Origin of the sequence: Micromonospora sp. NPDC049799 (assembly GCF_040656655.1) — a bacterium.
Classification (GTDB): Bacteria; Actinomycetota; Actinomycetes; order Mycobacteriales; family Micromonosporaceae; genus Micromonospora.
This window is the reverse complement of sequence record NZ_JBFAMU010000139.1, coordinates 1-11,107: the sequence shown is the minus strand read 5'-3', so window position 1 is coordinate 11,107 and position 11,107 is coordinate 1. Positions and strand designations below refer to the sequence as shown.

Annotated in this window: 14 protein-coding genes; all 14 read left to right on the top strand. The window is 71.4% G+C overall.

Annotated features, from left to right (window positions below; genetic code table 11):
* The first annotated feature begins 210 nt into the window (after window positions 1-210).
* On the top strand, window positions 211-1,383 hold the full coding sequence (locus tag AB0I76_RS13420; protein ID WP_357034209.1) for a PP2C family protein-serine/threonine phosphatase: 1,173 nt from the start codon (window positions 211-213) through the stop codon (window positions 1,381-1,383).
* 56 nt (window positions 1,384-1,439) lie between these two features.
* A complete protein-coding gene (locus AB0I76_RS13415) occupies window positions 1,440-1,907 on the top strand; it encodes a MarR family transcriptional regulator (RefSeq protein ID WP_357034211.1) in 468 nt (155 codons plus the stop codon).
* A gap of 308 nt (window positions 1,908-2,215) precedes the next feature.
* On the top strand, window positions 2,216-2,857 hold the full coding sequence (locus AB0I76_RS13410) for a CDP-alcohol phosphatidyltransferase family protein (RefSeq protein ID WP_357034207.1): 642 nt from the start codon (window positions 2,216-2,218) through the stop codon (window positions 2,855-2,857).
* Window positions 2,854-3,795, top strand: coding sequence for a DUF881 domain-containing protein (locus AB0I76_RS13405; RefSeq protein WP_357034206.1), 942 nt, complete (start codon window positions 2,854-2,856; stop codon window positions 3,793-3,795). Before AB0I76_RS13410 ends, AB0I76_RS13405 begins: the two co-directional genes overlap by 4 nt.
* Window positions 3,795-4,127, top strand: coding sequence for a small basic family protein (locus tag AB0I76_RS13400; RefSeq protein ID WP_357034204.1), 333 nt, complete (start codon window positions 3,795-3,797; stop codon window positions 4,125-4,127). Before AB0I76_RS13405 ends, AB0I76_RS13400 begins: the two co-directional genes overlap by 1 nt.
* A gap of 10 nt (window positions 4,128-4,137) precedes the next feature.
* The gene (locus AB0I76_RS13395) at window positions 4,138-5,163 is read left to right on the top strand and encodes a DUF881 domain-containing protein (protein ID WP_357034202.1); all 1,026 of its coding nucleotides are present in this window, start codon (window positions 4,138-4,140) and stop codon (window positions 5,161-5,163) included.
* Between the two features lie 58 nt (window positions 5,164-5,221).
* Complete coding sequence (gene gcvH / locus AB0I76_RS13390; protein ID WP_357034200.1) at window positions 5,222-5,602, top strand: glycine cleavage system protein GcvH; 381 nt, start codon at window positions 5,222-5,224, stop codon at window positions 5,600-5,602.
* A gap of 216 nt (window positions 5,603-5,818) precedes the next feature.
* On the top strand, window positions 5,819-6,271 hold the full coding sequence (locus tag AB0I76_RS13385; RefSeq protein ID WP_007071101.1) for an FHA domain-containing protein: 453 nt from the start codon (window positions 5,819-5,821) through the stop codon (window positions 6,269-6,271).
* Window positions 6,272-6,321: 50 nt separating this feature from the next.
* Window positions 6,322-7,023, top strand: a complete 702-nt coding sequence (locus AB0I76_RS13380; RefSeq protein WP_357034197.1) for a MerR family transcriptional regulator — start codon at window positions 6,322-6,324, stop codon at window positions 7,021-7,023.
* Window positions 7,024-7,195: 172 nt separating this feature from the next.
* Window positions 7,196-7,660 (top strand): bifunctional nuclease family protein, encoded by a 465-nt coding sequence (locus AB0I76_RS13375; protein WP_120730687.1) that lies wholly within the window; start codon window positions 7,196-7,198, stop codon window positions 7,658-7,660.
* A gap of 189 nt (window positions 7,661-7,849) precedes the next feature.
* Window positions 7,850-8,425, top strand: a complete 576-nt coding sequence (locus tag AB0I76_RS13370) for a MerR family transcriptional regulator (RefSeq protein ID WP_357034195.1) — start codon at window positions 7,850-7,852, stop codon at window positions 8,423-8,425.
* Window positions 8,426-8,906: 481 nt separating this feature from the next.
* The gene (locus AB0I76_RS13365; protein ID WP_357034193.1) at window positions 8,907-9,305 is read left to right on the top strand and encodes a group 1 truncated hemoglobin; all 399 of its coding nucleotides are present in this window, start codon (window positions 8,907-8,909) and stop codon (window positions 9,303-9,305) included.
* 2 nt (window positions 9,306-9,307) lie between these two features.
* Complete coding sequence (locus AB0I76_RS13360; RefSeq protein WP_357034191.1) at window positions 9,308-10,471, top strand: globin domain-containing protein; 1,164 nt, start codon at window positions 9,308-9,310, stop codon at window positions 10,469-10,471.
* Window positions 10,468-11,107, top strand: a 640-nt coding sequence (locus AB0I76_RS13355) for a DivIVA domain-containing protein (RefSeq protein WP_357034189.1), incomplete at its 3' end; no start/stop codon positions are given. The genes AB0I76_RS13360 and AB0I76_RS13355, both read left to right, overlap by 4 nt.

Below are 11,107 nucleotides of genomic sequence, written 5' to 3'. Positions count from 1 at the left end.
GAACAGGCGTCGCCGAAGACCTTCTCTCCGCGCCCGGTGACACTGAGGCGGATTTTGAGCAACGTCGTCCACGGCGGGGTCGCGGTCCGCGCCGCCGACTGAGCCGCCCGGCCCGTCGCGGCCACGTGGTCGAGGTGTACGCCCGCCCGTGGCGTCGGTCGACGCCTCCGTATGATGCTTGCCCGACTGCAAGTGTTGTCGGGGGGGAACATGGTGGACGCAACCGGCCCGGTGTCCCGCGCGGTTCGCGCGGCACCGCCGGACCAGGTGGCGGAGGCCGCCGACCGGGCCATCCGGTCGGTGCTGGGTGCGCTGCGGACGGACGTGTTCCTGGCCGACTACCGCATCGCCGGGTTGTGGCCGGTCCTCGACGGGGACCTGCCCGATTCCGGGTCGCTGGCCTTCCGGGGCGTGGCCCAGCGCTGCTTCTCCAGTCAGCAGCCGGTCCGGGAGGCTCTGGACGACCGCTGCCGGCTGTTCCTGCCGCTGTCGGTCTGGGGTGAGCGGCTCGGCGTCCTGCTGGTCGAGCTGCCGGCCGCGCCGGACGACCGCACCCTGGACGAGATCCTCGACGCCGCCGGTGACCTGGCGATGGCGCTGCGCGCCGCCGACCGGGAGACCGACCGCTACCGGCGGACCCGGCGGCGGGAGCGGCTCAGCATGGCCGCCGAGATGCAGTGGGAGCTGCTGCCCGGTCGCAGCGTCAGCCACGACACCTTCGACCTCGCCGGCCAGCTCGAACCGGCCTACACCGTCGGCGGGGACCACTTCGACTGGTCGGTCGACGGCGACCTGCTCACCGTCAGCGTCCTCAACGGCGCCGGTATCGGCCTGTCGGCGGCGCTGCTCACCGCCGTCACCGTCAACGCGCTGCGCAACGCCCGGCGCTCCGGGGGCAGCCTTGAGGAGCAGGCGGAGCTGGCCTCGGACACCGTCTTCTACCAGCACCGCGGCGAGCGGTTCGTGGCCACGCTCCTGTTGGAGTTGGACACCCGGACCGGGCGGGTGCGCACGGTCGACGCGGGTTCACCGCGGCTGGTCCGCGTACGCGGCGGCGCGCTCACCCCGGTCGCGCTGGAGCAGCAACTGCCGCTGGGCATGTTCGCCGAGACCCGGTACGACGTGCAGGAGCTCGACCTCGCGCCGGGGGACCGGCTGTTCGTGGTCAGCGACGGGGTGTGGGCGGCCGATCCGGACGGCCGCGGTAGCTACGGCGAGCGCGCGATGGCGCGGGCGATGCGCTCGACACGGTTGCAACCGCCGAGTGAGGCGGTTGGTACGGTGATGCGCGAGTTGCACGCCTACCACGTGGATGCCGACCTGCGGGACGACGCGGTCGTGGTCTGCCTGGACTGGCGTGGTCCCGGTCGGGACGGCGGGTGAACCCCGCGGTCGGGCCGGTGGCCGACCACGAGCGGGACAATCGCAGGGGACACCGGGTGGAGCTGGCTCCGAATCTGCCGGCGGCGATCGACGCGGCCGCCGAGGCGTTGGTCGGCGTGCTGGACTCCGCGGTCTCGCGGCACCAGCTCTCCGTCTCGCCGACGCAGTTGCGGGTGTTGTCCCTGCTCAGCGCTCGGCCGGGGACCAACGTGAACCGGCTGGCCGAGCTGCTGGACGTGGTGCCGTCGTCGGCGAGCCGGCTGTGTGATCGCCTGGAGGCGATCGGCCTGCTGCGGCGGGTGGCGGATCCCCGGGACCGGCGGGAGGTGCTGCTGGTCCCCACCGCGGCGGCCGACGCCCTGCTGCGGGAGGTCCGCGAGCGCCGGCACGCCGCGCTGCAGGCGGTGCTGGACCGGATGCCGGGGCGCGTGCAGCAGGAGTTGCTCCAGGCGCTGGTCTGCTTCGGCCAGGCCGCGACGGGCAGCGTGGCACCGCAGCCCGGCACTCCGGCCCGCACCGCCTGACGTCGTCGTCACGCCGGATCGCTCCGCAACTAGTGTCCTAGGATGCCTTAGCGGTGGTGACCACCGTCGCAGACACCAGGAAGACGGCACCAACGCCGCGGCGCGGGCCCGAACCGGATGGGGAGGGCCCGATATAGTGGCAGCGCAACTCACCCGGCCCGCGATCACGTCGATCGCGGGCCGCGTCAAGGGGAGGGTCCCGTTCCGGGGCTGCAGGGGGAGCCGGCGTCCGCCGGCCGACAGTGCACACGTCTCTCCGCCGCGCCCGTCTCGGTCGGGGCGCCGGAGCGTGTCGCGGAGGAGGTTCGGTGTCGCGTCGGCCGGCTCGGCAGGAGCGCCCGCGGGCCAGTGACGACATCCGTCCCGCACCCGTGGGCGACCAGGTGCTGACCCTGCCGAATGTGATCAGCTTCGTGCGGCTGCTCGGCGTGCCGCTCTTCCTCTACCTTCTGCTGGTCGCCCGGGCCGACGTCGCCGCGATCGTGGTGCTCGCCGTGGGCGGCACCACCGACTGGGTCGACGGCTGGATCGCCCGCCGGATGCGGCAGGTGAGCCGGCTGGGCGAGCTGCTCGACCCGCTCGCCGACCGGCTCTACATCCTGGCCACCCTGATCGCGTTCACCGCCCGGGAGGTGGTGCCGTGGCAGTTCACCGCGGCGCTGCTGGCCCGGGAGCTGCTGCTGCTCGGGTCGCTGGCCGTGCTGCGCCGTTACGGGTACGGCCCGCCGCCGGTGCACTACGTGGGCAAGACGGCGACGTTCCTGCTGCTGGCCGCTTTCCCGATCCTGCTGCTCGCCACGGCGGTGCCGGCCGCGGCGACCGCGGCCGGGGCGATCGGCTGGGGGCTGGCCTGGTGGGGTCTGGTTCTGTACTGGGTGGCCGGGGCGCTCTACGTGGTGCAGGCGGCGAGGCTCGTACGCGGGGTACGCGGTGCGGGGGTGGCGGGATGACCGACGCACCCCGTGACGGCCGCAACCGCGGCGACCGGGTGTACGCCCCGGACTTCCTCACCGAGCTGTTCCGCAACCCGCTGGACCCGGGGTACGCCGACGCGGCGGCCCGGCGCCGGGAGGATCCGCAGTCCGGGTCCGCGTGGCGGCGGTGGCCGGCGCGGTCGGTGACCCTCGTCGTGGTCCTGGTGCTGGGCTTCCTCTTCGCGGTGGCGTACCGGCAGACGATGGAGGACGAGCCGGGGCGGAGTCAGGTGCGCTCGGGGCTGGTGGAGCAGATCAAGCAGCGGGAGAGCGAGACCGACCGGCTGTCGGAGCGTGCCGAACAGTTGCGGGCGGAGGTTGCCCGGCAGCGGGCCGCGGCGCTGGGCAGCTCGGAGGCGGCGCGGTTGCGGTCCCTGGAGGCGGGGACCGGGCTGGGTCGGGTGCGCGGGGACGGCGTCGTGGTGCGGCTGGCGGACGCGCCCAAGGACGAGGACGCGGTGATCCGCGCGGACGTCGGTCCGTCGCAGGTGCTCTACAGCGACCTGCAGGGTGTGGCGAACGACCTGTGGGCGGCCGGCGCGGAGGCGATCGCGGTCAACGGCCAGCGGTTGACGGCGATGTCGACGATTCGGCAGGCGGGGCAGGCGATCCTGGTGGACTACCGGCCGGTGACGGGGCCGTACGAGGTGTCGGCGATCGGCCCGGAGGAGATGCGCGACCGGTACGACCGGAGTCGCAGTGCGTTGACGATGCGCACGGTGGCCGAGGAGACCGGGTTGTCGTTCGGGATCCGGGAGGCGGAGGACCTCACTCTGCCGGCCGCTCCGGACCCGCGGCTACGCTACGCGGAGCCTTCGGTCAGCCCGAGTCCCTCGCCGTCGGGTGCTGACCGATCCGTCAGTCCGGGGCCGTCCCGTTCGGGGACGTCGCCCAGCCCCTCCGGAGGTGGTTGATGATCGCGGTGTTGGCGCTGGTCGCCGGTGTGGCGTTGGGGTTGTGGTACGACCCGGAGGTCCCGGCGGCGTTGCAGCCGTACCTGCCGATCGCGGTGGTGGCGGCGTTGGACGCGGTGTTCGGTGGGGTGCGGGCGAAGTTGGACCGGATCTTCGACGACAAGCAGTTCGTGGTGTCGTTCATCTCGAACGTGCTGGTGGCGGGTCTGATCGTGTACCTGGGTGATCAGTTGGGCGTGGGTGGTCAGCTGTCCACCGGGGTGGTGGTCGTGCTCGGGGTGCGCATCTTCGGCAACGTGGCGGCGATCCGCCGGCACCTGTTCCGGGCGTAGGTTTGTGGCGATGAGCAGCGACGAGCACACCGAGACGGGCACCGGTTGGCCGCAGCCGGCGGGGCCGGGGCGCCCGTCGGGGCCGGCGGGGGAGCCGGATCCGCGTCCGGAGGCTCCGGATCCGGACGAGTTGAGTCCGTTGGCGCCGGAGCGGTCGGAGCCGCCGGTGCGGGGTCCGGGGGACGACGGGGCGACGGTGGATCTGCGGAGTGCCGCGGAGTCGGTTGTCGTGCCCGAGGTGCCCGAGGTGCCCGAGGGTCCGGAGCCGGAGTCCGGGGACCCGCCGGTGGTGGAGGACGGGCTGGTCGACGGTGCCCGGTCGGGGAAGGCCCCGGGGCGGTCGCGGTGGAGTTCCGCCGAGGTGATGATCGGCGTGCTGCTGGCGCTGCTGGGTTTCACGTTGGTGGTGCAGTTCAGGACGACGTCGACGGATCCGACCGCGGTGGCGACGCGGCAGGAGGATCTGGTGCGCATCCTGTACGACCTGAACTCGCGGGAGGTCCGGCTGCGGCAGGACATCGCGGCGTTGGAGGAGAGCCAGCGGCAGTTGCGCTCGGGTGAGCAGGGCCGGCAGGCGGCGCTGGAGGAGGCGACGCGGCGCGCGGACGAGTTGGGGATCCTGGCCGGTACGTTGCCGGCGACGGGTCCGGGTCTGGCGGTGCGGTTCGAGGCCGGCGCGAAGGCGATCTCGGCGTCGCGGGTGCTGGACGCGGTGCAGGAGTTGCGGGGCGCGGGCGCGGAGGCGATGCAGATCTCCGGTGGGGACCGGGCGACGGTGCGGATCATCGCGTCGACGTACTTCCTGGACTCCGAGGGTGGTTCGTTGGTGGTGGACGGGCGGCGGTTGACGGGTCCGTTCACGATCACGGTGATCGGTGATCCGGCGACCATGCGTACGGCCTTGAACATTCCGGGCGGGGTGGTCGCGTCGGTTGCGGGCGACGGCGGTACGGTGATCGTCGAGGATCGTGAGGTTGCCGAGGTTTCGGCACTGCACGCGCCGATCAAGCTGGAACACGCCCGTCCGGTCTCCTGACCGGCGCGGCCGGCACCGGTGCTGTCGCCGGTGCACCGATGGATGAAGGACGCGACTGGTGATTCCTGAGGATCTGCGGTACACCGCCGAGCACGAGTGGGTGGCCGGCGGCGACGGCGGCACTGTCCGGGTCGGCATCACGCACTTCGCGCAGGACGCCCTGGGTGACATCGTGTTCGTCCAGTTGCCGGAGTCCGGTGCGGTGGTGGCGGCTGGTGAGTCGCTGGGTGAGATCGAGTCGACGAAGAGCGTGTCGGAGATCTACGCCCCGCTCAGTGGGACGGTGGCGGCGCGCAACGAGGCGCTCGGCGACACCCCTGAGGTGATCAACACTGATCCGTACGGTGCGGGTTGGTTGGTGGAGATCACGCCGGACGATCCTTCGGCTGTCGATGGTCTGCTGTCCGCGGGTGCGTATCGCGAGCTCACTGAGAGCTGATGCGTCCCGCTTCCGGTGCGGGGGTTGTTTCCGCGCGTCCGGTTGCCCTGCATTTCGGCGCTGGCTAGGCTCGCCCAGTTGACCGAGAAACCATGAGTTGAGCGTTGCGGAATTGCCTTCCCTGGCACGGGGAGCCAGCCGCCGGGTGGTGGTACGCCCGGCGGCCAGACCCGGTATTACCCGACGCCGACCGAAAAAGATCCGTGAGGTGGTCCCATGACGCGGCCAGACGACGAGTTCCCCCCACTCGACGTCACTTCGACGCTCAATCTCGGTTCGCTCGACGAAGTGCTGGAGGGGCCGGACACCGATGTGGTGCCGAGCCGGATGTCCGGTTCGTTGCCGCCGGGTATGGCGCTGCTGGTGGTTCGTCGGGGCCCGAACGCGGGTGCTCGATTCCTGTTGGACCACGACGTGACGACCAGTGGTCGGCACCCGGACAGTGACATCTTCCTCGACGACGTGACGGTGTCGCGGCGTCACGCGGAGTTCCACCGTGACGGTGGAACGTTCACGGTGCGGGACGTGGGGAGTTTGAACGGCACGTACGTGAACCGGGAGCGGGTCGAGGCGGCCACGTTGAGCAATGGTGACGAGGTCCAGATCGGTAAGTTCCGGGTGGTGTTCATCGCCGGTCCGCGCCCGGAGGAGGAGGCCGGCCGGGGGTGAACGAGCCTGCGGCCTCCATGCCGTCGGGGTCGGCCCGGGCGCGTCCGCTGATGAGTATCGGCGAGGTGCTGGCCGAGTTGCGGGCGGATTTTCCGGACACGACGATTTCGAAGTTGCGGTTCCTGGAGGCCGAGGGCCTGGTGGAGCCGCAGCGGACGGCGGCGGGGTATCGGAAGTACTCGTGGGACGACGTGGCGCGGTTGCGGTTCGTGCTGACTGCGCAGCGGGACCAGTACCTGCCGTTGCGGGTGATCCGTGATCAGCTCGCGGAGTGGGACGCGACGGGGGATTCGCCGGGTCGGCAGCGGCCGACGTTGGTGGCAGTGGGTCCCGGTGGTGAGGTGCCGGGGCGTGCGTCGGAGGAGACGGCCGAGTCGTCGGAGGTACGGCTCGGCCGGGCTGATCTGGTGGCGCGCAGCGGTCTGGACTCCTCGACGTTGGGTGAGTTGGAGCGGCTGGGTGTGGTGGTGTCGGATCCGCCGGGTTGGTACGACGCGGATGCGTTGATCATCGCGCGGGCGGTGGCGGGTCTGGCGGCGTACGGGTTGGAGCCGCGGCACCTGCGGGGGTACCGGTCGGCGGCGGACCGTGAGGTGGGTCTGTTCGCGCAGCTGGTGGCGCCGTTGGCGCGGCAGAGTGATCCGGCGGCGCGGGCGCGGGCGGCGGAGACGGCGCGGGAGTTGGTGGCGTTGTCGCAGCAGTTGCACGCGGCGTTGGTGCGGGTGGGGTTGCGGTCGACGTTGGGTCGGTGAGGCCGGTGTCGAGCGGAAAGATCTGCCCCGGGAAGCGTGTCGTAGGCTTGCCGGGGTAACCCCTTTCTGGCGCGGGCGTGGTGCAGGTAGCGCATGGGACGACCGTGTCGCGGTCCGTGTACCGTGCAGGGAAGGGCGCGGTGCGTAGGTTGACGACGACACGGAGGCGGCGGTGCGCGAGCTGAGCGTGGTCGGAGTTCGGGTGGAGCTGCCCAGCAACCAGCCGATCGTCCTGCTCAGGGAGGTCGAGGGGGACCGCTATCTGCCGATCTGGATCGGCGCGGTCGAGGCCACGGCGATCGCCTACGAGCAGCAGGGGGTCAAGCCGGCCCGACCGTTGACGCATGATCTGTTGCGGGACGTGTTGGCGGCGTTGAAGGCTCCGTTGCGGGCGGTGGAGATCACCGAGTTGAAGGAGAACGTCTTCTACGCCGACCTGTTGATCGGTGACGGTGTGCGGGTGTCGGCGCGGCCGAGTGATTCGATCGCGTTGGCGTTGCGGGTCGGTGCGCCGATTCGTTGTGCGGAGGAGGTCCTCAGCGAGGCGGGGATCGTGATTCCCGACGAGCAGGAGGACGAGGTGGAGAAGTTCCGCGAGTTCCTGGACCAGGTGCGTCCGGAGGATTTCGCGGGCTGAGTTTCGGGCCCGGTCCGGTCGTCACGGTGGGTGATGTGCCGGTGCGGTGGGTGATCTTCGGCCGTGGTGTGCGGCGTGTCGCGACTGTTCCTCCACGGTAACGAGCGAGGGCGGCGATAGTGTTGCCCGTGTCGAGGGGTGCGCGTCCCGGAAACGACGTGTCACCGCACGGGCGGGGAGGTTGTCCGGATGCACGAGCCGCGAGATCCGGGTACGGGCTGGGACGGGTCGGTGGGGTCGCCGGGTTCGGTGACCGACGGTGACGCCGGCGTGGGCTATCGGGGTGTGACGGCCTGCCAGGCGGTGGGCATCAGCTACCGGCAGTTGGACTACTGGGCGCGGACGGCGCTGGTGGTGCCGAGTGTGCGGGACGCGTCGGGTTCGGGGACGCAGCGGTTGTACTCGTTCCGGGACCTGGTGGTGTTGAAGGTGGTGAAGCGCCTCCTGGACGCCGGGGTGTCCCTGCAGAACATCCGCAAGGCGATCGAGGCGTTGCGGTCGCGCGGGGTGGAGGACCTGGCGGGCATCACGTTGATCTCCGATGGCACGACGGTGTACGAGTGCCGGTCGCCGGAGGAGGTGGTCGACCTGTTGCAGGGTGGGCAGGGCGTGTTCGGGATCGCGATCGGTGGGGCCTTCAAGGAGATCCAGGGTTCGCTGTCGCATCTGCCGGCGGAGCCGGCGGCGGCGCCGGTGCCGGAGCCGGCGGCGGATCCGGTGGGTGACGAGTTGGCGGCGCGTCGGGCGCGACGCCGGGCGGGTTGATCGTTGGTTCTCTCGAAAGCCGGGCGCGGTGCGCCCGGCTTTTTTGCTGTTCGCTGATGACGGTGTGTTGTCGTCGGGCGGCAGCCGGCAGGTGGTGCCGGGAGTGCGGGGAGGTTCTGGCCGCGGCCGGCCGCCGGGGTTGGTGGCGGGTGTGTGGTGGTGTCGTCGCGGGTGGTCACGGACCTGTCGGGTGGTGGGATTCCCGCGCCGGAGTCTGCGTGTCCGTTGAGGACCGTGTGTCGGGCGTGGTGGCCGGATGTGACCGTGGCGTCGCCGACCGTCGATGCTCGACCGGCCAGATTATCACTCTCCGTCGTGGACTGTTGTCGGGAAGCTGATAGGGCGGTCATGACCGGGGACGCGCGACACGCTATGGTCCGACACGCGGTCGCCTCGGCGCCGGTGTTGCTCCCGGATTCCGACGGCCGTACGCCCCTTCGCGCCGACCCCGCGCGCCCCCGTTACCCCGGAAGGAACGACCGTGACGGTTACCGAAGAGACCGCCCCCCTCACCCACTACCAGCGCATCGGTGGCGCCGATTCCGTGAAGGCCGCCGTCGACCTGTTCTACGACAAGGTCCTGGCCGACCCGGAGCTGGCCGGCTACTTCTCCGATGTGGACATGGTGGGTCAGCGCCGGCACCTGGCGCTGATGCTGACGGTGGTGCTCGGCGGCCCCAACGAGTACACCGGCCGCAGCCTGGCCGAGGCGCACCAGCGGCTGAACATCCCGCTGGGGCACTACGTGAAGGTGGGCGAGCACCTGACCGCCACGCTGACCGAGCTGGGTGTGCCGGCGGACATCATCACCGACGTGCAGGCGGTGCTGGCCCAGGTGCAGGACCAGGTGGTGGCCGGCGGTAACCCGGCGGGCGTCTGAGCGTGGACGTCGCCCGACTCAAGCAGAGCTGGTCCCTGGTCGCCGCGCACGGCGACCAAGTGCCGCTCTTCTTCTACTCCACGCTGTTCCTGGCGCACCCCGAGACCCGGCAGATGTTCCCGACGAACATGGCGGGCCAGCGGGACCGGCTGGTCACCGCTCTCGGTCACATCGTGTCGAACGTGGACCAGGTGGACCGGTTGGTGGGGTTCCTGCAGGACCTCGGCGCCGACCACCGCAAGTTCGCCGTCCGCGCCGAGCACTACCCGGCGGTGGGCGAGGCCCTGCTGGCCACGTTGCGGCACTTCCTGGCCGAGCAGTGGACCGACGAGCTGGCGCAGGACTGGGCGGCCGCGTACGGGTTGGTGGCCCAGGTCATGACCGAGGGCGCGCAGGCCGCGGAGGCGGTCAACCCGCCGTGGTGGGTGGCGGAGATCGTGGGCCACGATCGGCGCGGATTCGACGTGGCGGTGCTGACGCTGCGGCCGCAGTACCTGTTGCCGTTCGAGCCGGGCCAGTCGATCGGTGTGTCCCATCCGGCAGTGCGGTCGTGGCGGTTCTACTCGCCGGCGAACGCGCCGCGGGTGGACGGCACATTGGAGCTGCACGTGCGGGCCGCGCCGGGTGGCGCGGTGTCGTCCCGGCTGGTGTACGGCAGCGCGATCGGTGACCAGGTTCATCTGGCGGCGCCGGTGGGTGACCGCCTCACGTTGCGGTCGGCGGGGCCGGCGGATCTGCTGCTGCTGGCCGCCGGGACCGGCTGGGCGCCGATGAAGGCCCTCGTCGAGCAGGTCGCGGCGGAGGGTTCCCGCCGCGCCGTGGACCTGTACCTGGGGGCCCGGTCGCGCAGCGAGTTCTACGACGACGAGGCGGTGGACAAGTTGGCCGCGTCGTACCCGTGGTTGACGGTGAGCCGGGTGGTGGGCGTGGACGTGGCCCGGCCGGGGGAGTTCACGCACGTGGTGGACCGGGCGCTGGTCGACGGGGACTGGCGATCGCGGCACGTGTACGTGTGCGGTTCCGACGAGATGGTGTCGCATTCCGTGGCGGCACTGACCCGGGCCGGCTACCACGCCGGTCAGCTGCACCACGAGGGGCTCGGGAAGCACTGGTACGGGCCGTCGTGGCGGACGGCGGTGGACAACAACCCCGGAGGTGGCCAGTGAGCGCGACGCCGATCAGTCGGTATGACGGGATGCAGGTCTCCGGTGGCGTCCAGGTGCGGATGACCGCCGACCGGGTGCGCCGGTGGGAGTTCGGTTCGTCGTCGTTCGCGCGGCGTGGGTACGACCCGAACGACGTGGACCGGTTCCGGATGCAGGTCGCCGACGAGTTGGACCTGCTGGCCGCGCAGGTCGGTGGTCTGCGGGCGGAGAACGAGCGTCTCAACGACCAGTTGGAGCTGCACCGGCACGGTGTGCTGCCGAGCGCCCCGGCGGCGTCGGCGATGCCGGCGGCGAAGGAGGTGAACCTGCTGTCCGCGGCGCAGCGGGAGGCCGAGCAGATCATCGCGCAGGCGCACGACTACGCGCGGCGGGTCGCCGAGTACGCCCGGGTGCAGTACGAGAGCTACGTGCAGGCGGCGGCGGAGGAGGCGCGGCAGGAGGCGGAGCGGGCGGTGCAGGAGTACCGCGCGAACGCCGGGCCGACGTTCGACGACGGGGTGGCCGCGCGGGAGGCGTTGCGTATCTACGGCGAGATGATGATCTCGCACATGCAGTCGGCGGCCCGGCACCTGGACGACGGCAGCGAGCACCTGGCGCGGACGATGGAGCGGTTGGCCCGCGACGGGAACGCTCCGG

What these genes read in the sequence shown, in the direction of transcription:
- AB0I76_RS13420 (WP_357034209.1), top strand. Translation starts at nt 211, where the DNA reads ATGGTGGACGCAACCGGCCCGGTGTCCCGCGCGGTTCGCGCGGCACCG.
- AB0I76_RS13405 (WP_357034206.1), top strand. Translation starts at nt 2,854, where the DNA reads ATGACCGACGCACCCCGTGACGGCCGCAACCGCGGCGACCGGGTGTAC.
- AB0I76_RS13400 (WP_357034204.1), top strand. Translation starts at nt 3,795, where the DNA reads ATGATCGCGGTGTTGGCGCTGGTCGCCGGTGTGGCGTTGGGGTTGTGG.
- AB0I76_RS13395 (WP_357034202.1), top strand. Translation starts at nt 4,138, where the DNA reads ATGAGCAGCGACGAGCACACCGAGACGGGCACCGGTTGGCCGCAGCCG.
- AB0I76_RS13385 (WP_007071101.1), top strand. Translation starts at nt 5,819, where the DNA reads ATGACGCGGCCAGACGACGAGTTCCCCCCACTCGACGTCACTTCGACG.
- AB0I76_RS13380 (WP_357034197.1), top strand. Translation starts at nt 6,322, where the DNA reads ATGAGTATCGGCGAGGTGCTGGCCGAGTTGCGGGCGGATTTTCCGGAC.
- AB0I76_RS13370 (WP_357034195.1), top strand. Translation starts at nt 7,850, where the DNA reads ATGCACGAGCCGCGAGATCCGGGTACGGGCTGGGACGGGTCGGTGGGG.